At 75.3% G+C, this 15,272-nt stretch carries 15 protein-coding genes and 1 riboswitch; all 15 genes read right to left on the bottom strand.

What is annotated here, in order from left to right; genetic code table 11:
* Position 1: 1 nt before the first annotated feature.
* The 15 genes from pheS to fmt all read right to left on the bottom strand — a co-directional run bounded on the left by pheS (position 2) and on the right by fmt (position 15,164).
* Positions 2–1,117: a phenylalanine--tRNA ligase subunit alpha gene (pheS, locus tag B056_RS0116925; protein ID WP_026239790.1), complete on the bottom strand. Its 1,116-nt coding sequence runs from the start codon at positions 1,115–1,117 to the stop codon at positions 2–4.
* A gap of 99 nt (positions 1,118–1,216) precedes the next feature.
* A complete protein-coding gene (locus tag B056_RS0116920) occupies positions 1,217–2,443 on the bottom strand; it encodes a sensor histidine kinase (protein ID WP_018503052.1) in 1,227 nt (408 codons plus the stop codon).
* Positions 2,440–3,348: a TrmH family RNA methyltransferase gene (locus tag B056_RS0116915; protein WP_018503051.1), complete on the bottom strand. Its 909-nt coding sequence runs from the start codon at positions 3,346–3,348 to the stop codon at positions 2,440–2,442. The genes B056_RS0116920 and B056_RS0116915 overlap by 4 nt, the downstream gene beginning before the upstream one ends.
* Before the next feature lie 20 nt (positions 3,349–3,368).
* Positions 3,369–3,749, bottom strand: a complete 381-nt coding sequence (gene rplT / locus B056_RS0116910) for a 50S ribosomal protein L20 (RefSeq protein WP_020459340.1) — start codon at positions 3,747–3,749, stop codon at positions 3,369–3,371.
* A gap of 75 nt (positions 3,750–3,824) precedes the next feature.
* Positions 3,825–4,019 carry a 50S ribosomal protein L35 gene (gene rpmI / locus B056_RS0116905; RefSeq protein WP_020459339.1) on the bottom strand — a complete coding sequence of 65 codons (195 nt, stop codon included), beginning with the start codon at positions 4,017–4,019 and terminating at the stop codon, positions 3,825–3,827.
* 102 nt (positions 4,020–4,121) lie between these two features.
* Entirely contained in the window at positions 4,122–4,643 is a 522-nt protein-coding gene (gene infC, locus B056_RS0116900; RefSeq protein ID WP_326828233.1) for a translation initiation factor IF-3, read from the bottom strand.
* Between the two features lie 562 nt (positions 4,644–5,205).
* Positions 5,206–6,267 (bottom strand): SseB family protein, encoded by a 1,062-nt coding sequence (locus B056_RS0116895; RefSeq protein WP_026239789.1) that lies wholly within the window; start codon positions 6,265–6,267, stop codon positions 5,206–5,208.
* Positions 6,268–6,398: 131 nt separating this feature from the next.
* On the bottom strand, positions 6,399–7,646 hold the full coding sequence (locus B056_RS0116890) for a MinD/ParA family ATP-binding protein (protein WP_230203036.1): 1,248 nt from the start codon (positions 7,644–7,646) through the stop codon (positions 6,399–6,401).
* Between the two features lie 827 nt (positions 7,647–8,473).
* Entirely contained in the window at positions 8,474–8,956 is a 483-nt protein-coding gene (gene ribH, locus B056_RS0116885) for a 6,7-dimethyl-8-ribityllumazine synthase (RefSeq protein ID WP_018503045.1), read from the bottom strand.
* Positions 8,953–10,416, bottom strand: a complete 1,464-nt coding sequence (locus B056_RS0116880) for a bifunctional 3,4-dihydroxy-2-butanone-4-phosphate synthase/GTP cyclohydrolase II (protein ID WP_018503044.1) — start codon at positions 10,414–10,416, stop codon at positions 8,953–8,955. The genes ribH and B056_RS0116880 overlap by 4 nt, the downstream gene beginning before the upstream one ends.
* Positions 10,416–11,105 (bottom strand): riboflavin synthase, encoded by a 690-nt coding sequence (locus tag B056_RS0116875; protein ID WP_018503043.1) that lies wholly within the window; start codon positions 11,103–11,105, stop codon positions 10,416–10,418. The genes B056_RS0116880 and B056_RS0116875 overlap by 1 nt, the downstream gene beginning before the upstream one ends.
* Positions 11,106–11,230: 125 nt before the next feature.
* Positions 11,231–11,361, bottom strand: a riboswitch (FMN riboswitch).
* A 140-nt stretch (positions 11,362–11,501) separates the two neighbouring features.
* The gene (locus tag B056_RS0116870) at positions 11,502–11,978 is read right to left on the bottom strand and encodes a cytidine/deoxycytidylate deaminase family protein (protein ID WP_018503042.1); all 477 of its coding nucleotides are present in this window, start codon (positions 11,976–11,978) and stop codon (positions 11,502–11,504) included.
* 5 nt (positions 11,979–11,983) lie between these two features.
* Complete coding sequence (rpe, locus tag B056_RS36900) at positions 11,984–12,730, bottom strand: ribulose-phosphate 3-epimerase (protein ID WP_018503041.1); 747 nt, start codon at positions 12,728–12,730, stop codon at positions 11,984–11,986.
* Positions 12,731–12,756: 26 nt separating this feature from the next.
* The gene (locus B056_RS0116860; RefSeq protein ID WP_018503040.1) at positions 12,757–14,232 is read right to left on the bottom strand and encodes an RsmB/NOP family class I SAM-dependent RNA methyltransferase; all 1,476 of its coding nucleotides are present in this window, start codon (positions 14,230–14,232) and stop codon (positions 12,757–12,759) included.
* Positions 14,229–15,164, bottom strand: coding sequence for a methionyl-tRNA formyltransferase (gene fmt / locus B056_RS0116855; protein ID WP_018503039.1), 936 nt, complete (start codon positions 15,162–15,164; stop codon positions 14,229–14,231). The genes B056_RS0116860 and fmt overlap by 4 nt, the downstream gene beginning before the upstream one ends.
* Positions 15,165–15,272: the final 108 nt, after the last annotated feature.

Genomic DNA, 15,272 nt, shown 5'->3' with positions numbered 1-15,272 from the left:
GTCAGCCCTCGCTTCCGAACGGCAGGCCGAAACGGACGTCCCCGTCGACGAAGTCGCGGATCTCGCGGACGTCGTGCCGGGTCATCGCGGCCCGTTCCAGGCCCATCCCGAAGGCGAAGCCGCTGTATCGCGCGGGGTCGACCCCGCAGGCCCGCAGCACGTTCGGGTCGACCATCCCGCAGCCACCGGCCTCGATCCAGCCCTCGTCGGAGCAGACCCGGCACGGCTGGCGGGCGGCGTCGCCGCGGCAGGCGAAGCACTGGACGTCCAGCTCGGCGGACGGCTCGGTGAACGGGAAGAACGACGGCCGCAGCCGGGTGGACAGCCCGGAGCCGAACAGCGCCTGGGCGAACACCTCCAGGGTGCCGCGCAGGTCGGCCATGGTGATGCCCTCGTCGACGGCGAGGCACTCGAGCTGGCCGAACACCGGCGAATGCGTCGCGTCGATCGTGTCGTTGCGGTAGGTGCGCCCGGGGCAGACCACGTAGACCGGCAGCGGGCGGGACAGCAGCGAGCGGATCTGCACCGGCGAGGTGTGCGTGCGCAGCAGCCGGCCGGACGCGGTCGGCTCGACGTAGAGCGTGTCGTGCTCGCTGCGCGCGGGATGGTCGGGCGCCATGTTGAGCGCCTCGAAGTTGAACCAGTCGTGCTCCACCTCGGGGCCCTCGGCGACCTCGTAGCCCATGGCCACGAAGACGTCGGTGAGCCGGTCGGAGAGCAGACTCAGCGGGTGCCGGGCGCCACGGCGGCGGCGGTCGACCGGCAGGGTCACGTCGACCCGCTCGGCGACCAGGATCTCGGCGTCACGCCGGGCGGTGAGCTCGGCCAGCCGGGCCTCGTAGGCGGCCCGGACCTTCGCGGTCGCGGCGTTGTGCGCGCGGCCGGCCTCCGCCCGGTGCTCTCGGGGCAGAGCACCGAGCTCGCGGCGGGCGAGCATCAGCGGCGCCTGCTGTCCGTCCACGTGGGCGGTACGCACGGTGGACAGCGCGGTCAGGTCGTCGGCCCCGGCGATCGCGGCGAGGGCCGCGGCCGCGGCACCGTCGAGCCGTCCGGGATCCAGGGCACCGAGATCCACAGGCTGATCCACGGGATCAGCGGTCTCGTTGGGGGCGGGCACGATGATCATCCTCATCGACGGTGGGCGGGCTGGCACAGCCCGCCCGAATGGATGGGTCGGTTCTCCGGGGCGCCCGCCGGTGGTTCGTCGTACGCGGCCTCAGCCGAACACGGGCCCGCCGGCGGGCACGAAAAATCGGAACTCCGCCCCGCCGCCCGGCGCCTTGCCGACCGAGATCGTCCCACCGTGCGCGTCGATCAGCGCCTTGGCGATGTACAGCCCGAGACCGGTGCCGTTCCCGCGGCTCGCGCCGCGCCAGAACTTGGCGAACACCCGGGTGGCGTTGGCCTCCGGGACTCCATCGCCCTCGTCGCCGACCGTCACCTCGGCGCCTGTCCCCGTACCGCTGAGCACGACGGTCACAGTACCCGCGCCGTGGCGCAACGCGTTGTCGACGAGGTTGTGGAGCACCTGCTCGATCTTGTCGGGGTCGACCCACATCTCGGGCAGGTCGCCCTCCATCCGGACGGCGAACCGCTCCGCCGGCGCGGAGCCGGCCGCGATCTTGCCCTCGACCACCCGGCGGACGGCGGTGCGCATGTCCACGATCTGCTTGCGGATCTGCACCCGGCCGGCGTCGATGCGGGAGACGTCGAGCAGCTCGGTCAGCAGCCTGGTGACCCGGTCGGCGTCGGTGTTGACCGTGTTGAGCATGAGCTTCTTCTGCTCGTCGGTGAATCTGTCCCACCGGGCGAGCAGGGTCGCCGTGAACCCCTTCACGCTGGTCAGCGGCGAGCGCAGCTCGTGCGCGACGGTGGCGATGAGGTCGGCGCGGTTGCGCTCGATCCGTTCCCGGCTGACCGTGTCCCGCAGGCAGACGGCGACCCGCACCAGGGCGCCCTCGACCCGGGTAAACCGGGTGGTGACGTTGAAGTCGTGGTCGGAGGCGGGGCCGGCGTAGGTCAGCCGGCGTTCGGGCTGCCCGGTGACCCGCGGCAGCTCGCGGCTCGGCTGCGAGCACTCCCACCAGTCGTTGCCGCGCTCGTCGAGCAGCGGCAGGACGTCGGTGACGTGCCGGCCGACCGCGTACCCGGCGGACAGCCCGGTCATCTTCGTCGCGGCGGCGTTGAACAGCTCCACGGTGCCCGTCGCGTCGGTGACGACCACCGGGTCGGGCAGCAGGTCGAGGGCCGCCGGAGAAAGCACGTCCACCGACTCCTCCGCGGTCTCGGTCTCGGTCTCACCAGCCCCGTGCGCCAGGGCGCCGCCGTCGGGGGCACCGGGGGCTACGGCGTCACCCTCCGTGACACCGGCATCCGGTACCACGACGACCTGGTCGTCATCCGCGACGTAATGCCCGGAAGTGGACGCGACGATGCGCGTCAATGCGCCCCACCTCCCCCGGCGCCGGACGTAGCGGACCCGACCATTCTCTGCGCCCGCGCCGACGCATACAGACACAGTGCTGACGCAACCGCAAGATTCAGCGACTCGGCCTGACCGTACACCGGTACCCGCACCGCCGCGTCCGCGGACGCCGCCGTCGCCGGTGTGAGCCCCCGTGCCTCGTTACCGAAGACCCAGGCCGTCGGTCCCGCCAGCGTGCCCGCGCCGGCCAGGTCGTCGAGGTCGCGGGCCGCACGACCCGAGGCCGCCAGCACCAGGCACCCGGCCGCGCGCAGCGCCCCGACGACGGCGGGGCCGTCCTCGGCGACCACGACCGGCAGGTGGAACAGGCTCCCCGCGGACGCCCGGACGCACTTGCCCCCGTAGGGGTCGACACTGTTCCCGGTGAACACGACCGCGTCGGCGCCGGCCGCGTCGGCCGAGCGGATCACGGTACCGGCGTTCCCCGGATCGTTCGCGCCCTCGCAGACCGCGACCAGGCGCGGCCGGCCCAGATCCGTCAGCTCGTGGCGGGGCAGCTCGGCCACGCCGACCAGGCCCTGGGGGGTCACCGTCTCCGACAGCGCGGCGGCGGCGGCGTCCGTCACGAGCCGGACCGGCAGGTCGGCCGCGGCCAGCAGCTCCGTGTGCCGCGCCGCCGCCGACTCGCCGACGAAAAGCTCCACCAGGGCGCCCACGGCCAGCGCCGCGGTGACCGCCTGAGCGCCCTCGACGAGGAACAGGCCCTCGCCGCGGCGATCCGCGGGTCGCCGCAGCCGACGGGCGGCGGCGACGCGGGCCGAGCGCAGCCCGTCCACCCGCTCGGCCGGCGGGCCGGCGGGCCGGCCACCGGCGAGAGCCGTCGGCCGGGCCGTGGACCGGCTCTGCGGGTGGCGAGGCGACACCGGAGGAAGCCCGCGGTGCCTCAGGCGGCCGAGGTCTCGGCCGCCGCGGGCAGCGCCGCGCGGGCGACCTCGACGAGGGCGGCGAACGCGGCCGCGTCGTTGACGGCGAGATCGGCGAGGATCTTGCGGTCCACCTCGACGCCGGCCAGTCGCAGGCCCTGGACGAAGCGGTTGTAGGTCAGACCGTTCGCGCGCGCCGCGGCGTTGATACGAGTGATCCACAGCTGCCGGAAGTCGCCCTTGCGAGCGCGACGGTCCCGGTAGGAGTAGGTCATCGAGTGGAGCATCTGCTCCTTGGCCTTGCGGTAGAGCCGCGAGCGCTGGCCCCGGTAACCGCTGGCGGCCTCGAGGACCTCGCGGCGCTTCTTCTGGGCGTTGACCGCCCGCTTCACGCGTGCCATGAGGGCACCTGTCTCCTTCGTTCGTTCACTTCCGGCCCCCGGACCCGCCAGGGAGCGTCGGCGGAGGCGGAACCGTCAGCGAGCCAGCAGGCGCTTGATCCGCCGGTTGTCCGCGGAGCTCAGCGGGACCTCGTCGTACAGCCGGCGGGTGCGGCGGCTCGTCTTGTGCTCGAGCAGGTGGGCGCGGTTGGCGCGCCGACGCATGATCTTGCCGGTGCCGGTGACCCGGAAACGCTTCCCGGTACCGGTGTGGGTCTTCATCTTGGGCATGATCGTGTCCCTGTGGGTGGATTGCGGGCACGCGCCGCTGGCGCGCCTGTTCGGCATTACCCGTGCTGTGTGCACGTCGTTGCGACTTCGCCCGGTCGTGACCTACACCTGGCTGGCGGACTCCGGGAGCCGCTGGGGCTTGGCGCCCTTGTGCGGGGCCATGACCATCGTCATGTTCCGGCCGTCCTGCTTGGGCTGGGCCTCGACGTAGCCGAGGTCGGCCACGTCGGTGGACAGCCGCTGCAGCAGCCGGATGCCGAGCTCGGGACGGGACTGCTCCCGACCTCGGAACATGATGGTGATCTTGACCTTGTCGCCGGCCTTGAGGAACCGCACCACGTGACCCTTCTTGGTCTCGTAGTCGTGCGGATCGATCTTCGGTCGGAGTTTCATCTCCTTGATGACCGTCTGGACCTGGTTCTTACGAGCCTCACGACGCTTCTGGTCGGACTCGTACTTGAATTTCCCATAGTCCATCAGCTTGCAGACCGGCGGACGGGCAGTGGGTGCCACCTCGACGAGGTCGAGGTCGGACTCCTGCGCCAGGCGCATGGCCTCCCCGATGGAGACGATGCCGATCTGCTCGCCCTCCGCACCGACGAGGCGAACCTCCGGAACGCGGATCCGGTCGTTGATACGTGACTCTGTGCTGATGTGCTTTCCTCCGTGGCTCGACGCGCGGGCACGACCTCACCGCAGCGGAGCACCAAGCCCGGGACATCCCGGGCTCCCGGCCGACAACGCCGTGGAAACGGCTCGGCCGACCGGCGACCCGGCCGCCGTGGGCGAGCCGGTCGGTTGACGACCGGCCGGCTGTACTGTGCCGCGGCGACGACGGGTGGAGGGCGAACCCCCGCTTTGACCCGACCACGGGACCCGAGCGGCGTGCCACCGGGACTCATGCCACCTCGGCGACCCCGCCACCCGAGTGATGGTGTCTACTCAGGGACCGGACCGACTCAGTGACATGTCGTGCCCGAGCACGACGTCAGGACCCGCCATCAGGCGGTCTGCGGCCCAGCCTAGCAGAGATGCGCGACAGGACCGATCAACACCGGGGCCGGCGGCCCGGCGCGGCCCGCCCCGACCCGGCGCGGGCCGGCCGGGCACCGTGCCGATGCGGCGGGATGTCCGCGGGACGCCCGGCGCGGACCCGGCCGACCTGCGCCGGTCGCGTGGCCACGGGTCAGGCGCCGCCGGCCCGGCGGCGGAACGGTGAACGCCGCGGGGGGCGTACCCCGCGGCCGAGATGGGCGCGTACCGCTGGCACCTCGGTGGGGTCGACGACGAGCACCGCGGCCTCCGGGGCCCCGCCACCCGCCGCGGATCCGCCGGGCCCGTCCTCGATCACCAGGCGGAGCCGGCGCACGATCTCGGTGATCATGTCGTCCCCGCAGGCCGCGGCGCCCTCGGGATCCGCGGCGCCCTCGGGATCCGCGTTGTCCGCGAGGTTCCCGTTGCCCCCGATAGCCCCGGTGGTCGCCGTGGTGCTGGGAACACCGCTCACCGCGACGGCCAGGACCGGGCGGGCTGGCCAGCGCTGCCCCATCGACTCCGCCAGCTCCGCGGGCCAGACCTCCGTCCCGGGCGGCAGGCCGACGAGGGCGGCGCGGATCCGCCGGCGCCCCCGCGCGCCGAGCGGCACCGGGCGCGGGCGGAGCAGACCACCCTCCAGGTCGGCCGCGACGATCAGCTCGTCGGCACGCCCGTCGGCGGCGGCCGTGGGACCCGCCGCACCGGGCGCGGCGGCGGGCCTTCCCGGGTCGCCCGACGAGATCCACATGCCCTCGCCGCCGCTGAAGGGCCGCGGGCCGCGCCGGCCGCCCCCGCCGCCGACGTCCCCGGCGGCGGGTCGGACGTCCAGGGTGACCGGGGACGGGCCGCCGAGGTCGATCACGACGGCGGCCAGGCCCATCCGGACGGCCTCCGCGCACGCGTCGGGCAGCGTCACCGGAACCGGGCGCACCGAGGGACGCCAGGCCGCCATCACGTCCACCGCGCTGAACACCGGCAGCGCACCGGAGCCGGACGGCGTACGCAGCGTGACCAGAACCATGTCGCTCTTCTTGTCGGCGCCGGTCAGGGCGTCGGTGGCGAGCGCCCGGGCCTCCACCCCGACGAACACCCGGGCGCCCGGGAGCGCGGCGGTGAGGGCGGCGTGGTCACCCGAGCGCAGGGCCGCCAGCAACGCGGAGTCGGCGCGGCCGTGATCACCCTGCCCGGGCGGCGTCAACAGGTCAGGGGACACCCCATCGACTGTAGTGCGTGAAAGTGCCGCTCCGGCACCACACCCGTCGCCTTTGGCGGGGTACGCGGGCCGGGGCCCGCCGGGTACGGTCCCGACCGCGCGGCCGGATCAGCCGGTGCCCGGTGGCCGACTCAACCGGTGCCCGGCGGACCGCCGCCGGGGCCCGCGGACGCCGGGTCGACGGCGGTCGCGAGATCGTCGAACGCGGCCCGGGTGCGCCTGCGCAGGCCCCGCCAGTCGAACGGACGGCCGTCCGTCAGCGCGGGGTCGAACGGGACGACCGCCACGAGCCGGGCCCGGCCTGCCAGGTCGTCCAGGCGCTGCCGGGCGGAGCGGGTCAGCCGGGTGGGGTAGGTCTCGACCACGGCCACGAGCGCCGAGGCGGCGAGGTCCGGCCGGCCGGCCGCGCCGAGCGCGGTGAGCGCGTCATCCGTCGCGGCCAGCTCGGCCTCGCCGGCCCGGGTGGTGACCACAACGAGATCACTGCGCGCGAGCAGGGTGGTCGGCACGGGCTGGCTCCAGCCCGACGGCCCGTCCGCGATGACCACCGGGAACCACCGGGCGAGCAGGTCGACGGCCGCGGCCAGCTCGTCGCCGGCCAGGCCGGGCGCGGTGAGATCGTGCACCCCGGGCAGCACTTCGAGCCCACCCGGGCCGTCGGCGGCCAGGTAGCGCCGCAGCTCGGTCAGCGACGCGACCGGGGGCCGGGCCCCCGCCAGCTCGCGCAGCCCGATCCGGCGCGGGCGCAGTCCGACCCGCTGGGTCAGCGTGCCGTACGGGTCCGGGCAGGCGTCGACGGCGGCGACGCGGGAGTGGGCGCGCGCGGCGAGCGCCATGCCGAGGCCGGCCGTCACCGTCGTGCGGCCGCAACCACCGCCGAAACCGCCGACCAGGACCCGCAGGGCGCGCACCGCCGGACGCCGGTCCGCCGCGGGAACGACCTCGGCCGACGGCCGGGCCGCCGCCGGCGGGACCGGGCGGGGCAGGGCCGGCCGGGCCGCCGCCGGCGGTGCGGGTGCCGGGACGACCTGTTCCACGGCTCGTGACGGCACCACTGCCCGGGTCGCCGGTGCCGATGGCGACGACGGCGACGGCGACGGCGGTGGCGACGGCGGCGGCGCGGCGGGCGGGAGCGGGACCGAGGGCGGCAGCGTGGGCAGTGATCCGAAGGACGCGGCGCGCTCCCACTGGGCCGGAGGCCGCCCAGCCGTCGGCGGGGCGGTGGTCCCGACATCGGGCGTCCAGCCACCCGCGGACGGCGGGGCGGTGCCGGGCGAGGGAACGGTGGCCTCGCCCTCGATCACCTCCCGCCCGGAGACCGGCGGGGCGGGCGGCGGCGGGCCGGCCGGCCGGCCGGAGACCGGTGCTGGAGCGGGCACGCCCGGCGGCACCTGCCGGACAGGCGGCGCCGGCCGATCGGGCCGCACCTGCCGGACAGGCGGGGGTTCCTGGGGCTGCTCAGGGGGGGAAGACCCCGCGGGGATTGGGGTCGGGCCGGCCGGGGCGGCCGTCCGTCGGACGGCCGGCGGATTCGGGGCCGGCGCCCCGCGCCCCGGCTCGGGCCGCGGCGGGCGCGGGCGGCTGCGGGTCTGCCGGCGACCGACGGTCGCCCGGCCGGGCTCGGTCTCCTGCGACATCCGCATGCCCAGCAGGGAGACCGGGCGGGCGTCGCCCTCGGAGTCGCTCTCGCCGCCCGCCTCGGACGGCACCGGCTCCGGTTCGGCGCCGAACGGGTCGCGACCGGCTCCCCGGTGGTCGGACCCCGCGGAGCCGGAATCGCGCGAGGGCGGCCCGCCGCCCGCGTCACGCTCAGATCCGTGGCCCGTCACCTGCATGTCCCCACCTCATGTGTGTCGACCGTCCGAAAGGTCGGCACCGGTGGTGAGCCCCCCGCCCACCGCCGGTTCCGACCTGTCGCACCGGAACCTCGCCATGAGGTGACACGGACGCGGCGATCCCCCTCAGACCCGCTCCCGCAACCACCACCGTGCGGCAACCGTACGCCCCGCCGGCGACGCGCCTGGCCAGGCCCGGCCGCACCGGGCCCGGCCGCGCGAGGTCACCGATACGGTTCGAAACCAGACTCTCGCGGAACGTACGACATCACAAGTACGCCGGGCCGGCACCACCCCGGCGGCGACGGCCGGGCTACCGACGGCCCACCACGGGCCCACACCCGCCGGCCGGCCAGCGGGGCGGTGGCCCGTCAGGCGAGGGCGCCGATGCCGCGCAGGATGACAGCGGTGTCCAGCGCGGCGAGGGTGGCCTCGCGGCCCTTGTCCTCCGCCGAGCCCGGCAGACCGGCCCGGTCCCGGGCCTGTTCGAGGGTGTCGCAGGTCAGCAGGCCGAACCCGACCGGCACCCCGGCGTCCAGGGTCACCCGCGCCAGACCGTCCGTCACGAAGCGGCAGACGTACTCGAAATGCGGGGTGCCGCCGCGGATCACCGCGCCCAGCGCCACCACGGCGTCGTGCCGCGCCGCCAGGGCGGCGACGACCACGGGCAGCTCGACGGCCCCGGACACCCTCACGACCGTCGGGGTGACTGTGATTCCGGAGTCCTTCGCAGCGCGCAGCGCGCCGGCGAGCAGCGCGTCGGTGATCTCCACATGCCATCGGGTGGCCACGATCGCCAGGCGCACCCCGCTGGCGTCGGGCAGCTCCTCGGCGGGCGCTCCGGCGCCGCTCACCGGGCCTCCTCGCAGGCCCGCTCCGCGCGGTCGGCGATCGGGGCCGCCGTCACCGGCCAGCGGTGGGCGTCGTGCGCGCCACCGGCGGTCTCGTCCCCGCCGACCGCCTTCGGCAGGTCAGGCAGGCCGGGAAGGCCGGGAAGGCCGGGCAGCCCGGGAAGGCCAGGCAGGTCGTGGCCCATCCGGTCCCGCTTGGTCGTGAGGTAGCGCAGGTTCTCCGGAGTGTGCGTCACCGGCAGCCCCACCTGCTCGACGATGGTCAGCCCGTAGCCTTCCAGGCCGGCGCGCTTCGTCGGGTTGTTGGACAGCAGCCGCAGCCCCCGCACGCCCAGGTCCACCAGGATCTGGGCACCGGTGCCGTAGTCGCGGGCGTCGGCCGGCAGCCCGAGGGCGAGGTTCGCGTCGACGGTGTCGTGCCCGGCGTCCTGGAGCTGGTAGGCCTGCAGCTTGTGCATGAGGCCGATGCCGCGGCCCTCGTGCCCGCGGACGTAGAGCACGACACCCCGGCCCTCGGCCGCCACGGCGCGTAGCGCCGCGTCGAGCTGGTTGCCGCAGTCGCAGCGCTGGGAGCCGAAGACGTCTCCGGTGAGGCATTCGCTGTGCACCCTGACCAGGACGTTCTCCCCGTCACCGACCTCGCCGCGGATCAGTGCGATGTGCTCGACGCCGTCCAGGGTGCCCCGGTACCCGACGGCCCGGAACGGGCCGTAGCGGGTCGGGATGCGGGCCTCGGCGACCCGTACGACCTGCTTCTCCGTCCGGCGACGGTAGGCGATGAGATCCGCGATCGAGATCAGGGCCAGGTTGTGCTCCCGGGCGAAGGCGGTCAGCTCCGGCAGCCGGGCCATGGTGCCGTCCTCGTTGACGATCTCGCAGATCGCCCCGGCCGGGCGCAGGCCCGCCAGCCGGGCGAGGTCGACGGCAGCCTCGGTGTGGCCGGGCCGGCGCAGCACACCGCCTTCCTTCGCCCGCAGCGGGAAGATGTGCCCGGGCCGGGTGAGGTCGGCGGGCTGGGTCGCCGGGTCGGCGAGCAGCCGGATGGTCCGGGCCCGGTCGGCGGCGGAGATCCCGGTGGTGACGCCGGAGCGGGCGTCCACCGAGATCGTGAACGCCGTGCCCATCCGGTCGGTGTTCTGCGGGACCATCTGGTCGAGGTCGAGCCGGTCGACCTCCGCGGGGTCGAGCGGCACGCAGACGACCCCCGCCGTGTGCCGGACCATGAAGGCGAGCAGCTCCGGGGTGGCCGCCTCGGCCGCGAAGATCAGGTCGCCCTCGTTCTCGCGGTCCGCGTCGTCGACCACGACGACCGGTCGGCCGGCGGCGATCTCGGCGATGGCGGCCTCGATCGTCGCGAAGCTCACCGGCGCCTCGGCGGACGCCGCCGGGTGGGAGGTGGCCGTCGGCGACGTGGCCGTCGGGCGGAAGGCGGCCGAGGAGTCGCCGGCCGGGTTTGTGGTCATCAGTGTGATCCGTTCAGGTCGGCGTGGAGCTTCTCGACATACTTGGCCACGACGTCCACCTCGATGTTGACCTTGTCGCCGACGGCGCGGGTGCCCAGCGTCGTCACGGCGAGGGTGGTCGGGATGAGGCTGACGGAGAAACTGGCCGGCTCACCGCCGGCCGCGGCGCGGACGTCGACGATGGTCAGGCTGACCCCGTCCACGGTCACCGAGCCCTTCTCGACGAGGTAGCGGTCCAGCCCCGGTGGCAGGCTGACGCGCACGACCTCCCAGTGCTCGGCCGGTACCCGCTCGAGGACGACGCCGACCCCGTCGACGTGCCCCTGCACCAGGTGCCCGCCGAGCCGGTCGGAGAGGCGGACGGGGCGTTCGAGGTTCACCCGGTCCCCGACCGCGAGGTCGCCCAGGGCGGACCTGCGCAGCGTTTCGAGCATCACGTCCGCGGTGAAGCCGCCGGCCGCCCCGGCGGAACCGGCGGAACCGCCCGGCCCGGACACGTCCCCGCCGGCCGCGGTGTCCGGAGGGAGGACGAACGAGGTCACCGTGAGACAGACCCCGTTCACGGCGACAGAGGCGCCGTGTGCCACGTCATCGAGTACGCCATGACACTCGACGGTGAGCGACGCGGCGTCCTGCCGCGGCTCGATGGCGGTCACCACGCCGAGTTCTTCGACGATGCCGGTGAACATCCGACCCCGCACCTCCGGTCCCGGCACGTCCGGGACGCAAGAAGGTCACGCGGGTCAGGGCCGGCGCGCTCGCGCCGACCCACGCCAGGACGGCCACGCACACGTGGCCGGCACAGCGGTGCCCCGCGCGCGTCCTCCCATCCGGACTTTCACCGTCGGTCCCGGAATTCCACCAGGTCAACCGGCCACCACAAGGGTGGACGGGTCGCGGACTGTCACCGCCGGCTCGGAGTTTCACCGACCCCGGAGCGCGCGTGCTGTTGTTAGTACACGGTTAAGTCTGACATACGGGCGCCTTGAATGCTCGGGGCACGGACCGTAATCCACGTCATCCTCGCCGGGGACCACCCCGCTGAGGACCGCCCCGCCGGGAACCTCGTGGGACGTCCGCGGCGGTCACCGCATCAGGTGGCCGTTCACCGCCCGCACACCTTCGGCGAGCTCGGCGAGCTCGAGCACCTCGACACCGGCGGCGGCCAGCCGCTCGGCGCCGTCGCAGTCGACGAACAGGGCCGGCTCCCGCCAGGCGAAGACCACCCGGCGGACCCCGGCGGCCAGCAGCAGCTCGGTGCAGGTCCGCGGGCGGGAGGCGCGGGCGCTGCACGGCTCCAGCGAGCTGTACACGGTCGCGCCCGCGGGCAGGCCGCCCGGCGGCAGCCGACGCAGCGCCACCTCCTCGGCGTGGTCGGCCGGCTCCTCGGCCCGCGAGTAGCCCTCGGCGAGCGGCGTCCCGTCGGCGGCGACGACGAGCGCGCCGACGGCGAAGGCGGTGACCGACGGCGGGCAGCGCCGGCTCAGCTCGACGGCCCGGCCCAGCCAGTGCCGGTCGCCGTCGGGGGTGCCGGGCGGCGGCCCGCCGGCCGCGGGGCGCATCCCGCTCACGCCGGTACCCCGTCGTCGGCGGCGGACGAGGCCGCGCGTGGGGCGCCGGACGAGGCCGCGGACGGGGCGGTGAGCCGCGGCGCGGCCGCCAGCGCGAGCGCTCGCAGGGACTCGACCGCCGCCGCCGGGTCGTCCAGACCGAAGACCGCCGTGCCGGCGACGAAGACGTCCACCCCCGCCTCGGCGGAGCGCTCGATGGTCTCCCGGTTGACCCCACCGTCGATCTGGAGCCACAGGTCCAGGCCACGCTCGTCGATCAGGCGGCGGGCCGCGGCGATCTTCGGCAGGACCTCGTCCATGAACTTCTGGCCACCGAAGCCCGGCTCGATGGTCATCAACAGCAGCAGGTCGAAACGGTGCAGGTCGTCCAGGTAGTGCTCGACCGGGGTCGCCGGCTTGACCGCCAGCCCGGTGCGGGCACCGGCCGCGCGGATCGCGTCGGTGGTGCGCGCGATGTCGCCGACCGCCTCGGCGTGGATCGTCACGTTCGCCGCGCCCCGCTCGGCGAAGCCGGGCGCCCAGCGGTCCGGGTTCTCGATCATCAGGTGGCAGTCGAGCGGGGTGTCGGTGACCCGGCGCAGGGCGTCGACCGTGTCCGGGGAGAACGCCAGGTTGGGCACGAAGTGGTAGTCCATGACATCGACGTGCAGCCAGTCCGCGTGCCCGGCCACGGCACGCGCCGCGTCCGCGATCCGGCCGAAGTCGGCGGCCAGCATGCTGGGATATATCTGCGCGGTTGCCACGCGGCGAGCGTATCCAGGCCCGCCGGTCAGCGGTCCGCCCGGCGCAGCAGCGCCAGGAACATCGCGTCGGTGCCGTGCAGGTGCGGCCAGAGCTGGACGAACGGGCCGTCCCCGAGGCCGCCCGGCAGACCGTCGGCGAACGGCGGGCAGCGCCGGGCGTCGAGGATGGCCACGTCCCCCCGCTGCTGGGCGATCGCGGTGACCACCTCGGACGTCTCCTCCGGGTGCGGCGAGCAGGTGACATAGGCCACCGCCCCGCCCGGGCGGACCAGGTCCAGCGCGGCGACGAGGAGCTGGCGCTGCAACGGCACCAGCGCGGCGACGTCCGTGGGCGTGCGCCGCCAGCGGGCCTCGGGCCGGCGCCGGAGCGCGCCGAGGCCGGAGCACGGCACGTCCACCAGCACCCGGTCGGCCGTACCGGGGCGCACCGGCGGGAACCGCCCGTCGGCGCGCACCGCCAGGGCGGCCGGGAACCCGGCGAGCGAGGCGGCGACCAGGCCGGCCCGCGCCGCTCGCGGTTCGAGCGCGAGCAGCCGACCGGCCGGCGCCGGATCACCGGCGACCCGCGCCGGATTATCGAGAGCCCGCGCCGGACCACCGGCGGCCTGCAGCGCGGCCAGCAGGGCGGACTTGCCGCCGGGCCCGGCGCACAGGTCCACGGTCAGCCCGGTGTCCCGGCCGACGGTGGAGACCGAGGCGAGCGCCAGGGTGACCAGCTGGCTGCCCTCGTCCTGCACCGAGGCGTCGCCGGCCGCGACGGCGGGCAGCGTGCCCGGGTCTCCCCCGTCCAGGTGGACGGCGTAGGGCGAGCCGGCGCCGCGCCGCGCCCCCAGGCCGACCGAGGCGGCCTGCGCCACCAGCGTCTCGGCGTCGATCCGGCCTGGCCTGGCGACCAGGTGCACGGTCGGCCGGGTGTCGTTGGCGGCCAGCGCGGCGTGCGCGCCGGCGACGTCCCCGCCCAGGGCGTCGAGCACGACGTCGACGATCCAGCGAGGGTGCGCGGTGACCACCGCGAGATGGCCGGCCGGGTCCGCGGCGATGTCCGGGGCCGAGAGCAGGACCGCGATGTCGCCGGCCGCCGCCTCGATCCGCGCGGCGACCCGGCGCAGCACCGCGTTCGCGAAACGCACCGGGCGCTCCCCGCAGGTGGCCCGGACCAGGTCGACCGTCGAGGCGACCGCCGCGCGGGGCGGCACCCGGGTCGACAGCAGCTGGTAGGCGCCCAGCCGGAGCGCGTCGCGCACCGGCGGGTCGACGCTGGCGACGGGCCGGCTGGTCACCGTGTTCAGGACGCCGTCCAGCGTGCCCTGGGCCCGCAGCGATCCGTAGGTCAGCTCGGTGGCGAAACCCCGGTCGCGGGGGGAGAGCCGGCGCCCGGACAGCAGCGCGGGCAGCAGCAGGTTGGCGTAGGCGCCCCGCTCGTCGACGGCGCGCAGCACCTCCCAGGCGAGCAGGCGGGCCGGGTCCGTGGTGCCGCCCCTGCGGGGCGCGGAGACGCTCACGCGAACGCCTCGTCCGAGCCGGGCCGCAGGCCGCGGATCCAGTCGGCCGCCGGCATCGGCGCCTTCCCCTCGGGACGGACCTCGTCGAGGACCACCGGCGCGGTGGCCGTCCCCACCAGTACGAGCCCACGCTCGGGCACCGCGATCCGCCCGGGGGGCAGCGAAGCGTGCCCCGCGGGCGCCGGCCGCACGGGACCGAGCTTGACCCGCCGGTCGCGGAAGGTCGTCCAGGCACCCGGCGCCGGTGTGGCGGCCCGCACCAGCCGGTCGACCGCGACGGCCGGGGCCGACCAGTCGACGCGGACGTCCTCGACGGCGAGCTTCGGGGCCAGCGAGACCCCGTCGGACGGCTGCGGGCGGGCCTGCAGGGTGCCGTCCTCGATGCCGTCCATGACCGCCTCCAGCAGCCGCGCGCCGGCGACGGCGAGGCGGTCGAGCAGGTCCCCGGAGGTGTCCGTGGGACGGATCCGCTCGGTGAGCACCCCGTAGACCGGGCCGGAGTCCAGGGCCGGCTCGATCTCGAACACGCTGGCGCCGGTCATGTCCTCCCCGGCGAGGACGGCGCGCTGCACCGGCGCCGCGCCGCGGTAGGCGGGCAGCAGCGAGAAGTGCAGGTTCACCCAGCCACGCTTCGGGATGTCGAGGGCCGGCCGGGGCAGCAGCGCGCCGTAGGCGACCACCGGGCAGCAGTCGGGGGCGATCTCGCCGAGCCGGGCGAGGAAGTCGGGGTCACCGGCACGGGCCGGGGCGAGCACCTCCAGGCCACGCTCGTCCGCCAGTTCGCGGACCGGTGAGGATCGCTGGTGCCGGCCGCGGCCGGCGGGCCGGTCGGGACGGGTCACCACTGCGACCACCTGATGGCGGGGACTGTCGAGCAGGGCGCGCAGACTGGGCAGCGCGACCGCCGGCGTACCGGCGAAGACAAGACGCATGACCGCAGCTCCCTCAGCGCCGTTCCCGAGCCGGATTCCCGGCGGCGGACCCAATCGTCCCGACCATCATCACGATCATCGACCCGGCGGCGGACCCGATCGTCGACC

This window comes from Parafrankia discariae (assembly GCF_000373365.1).
Classification (GTDB): Bacteria; Actinomycetota; Actinomycetes; order Frankiales; family Frankiaceae; genus Parafrankia; species Parafrankia discariae.
Note: the sequence above shows the minus strand (reverse complement) of the source record. Positions and strands in the feature narration are given on the sequence as shown.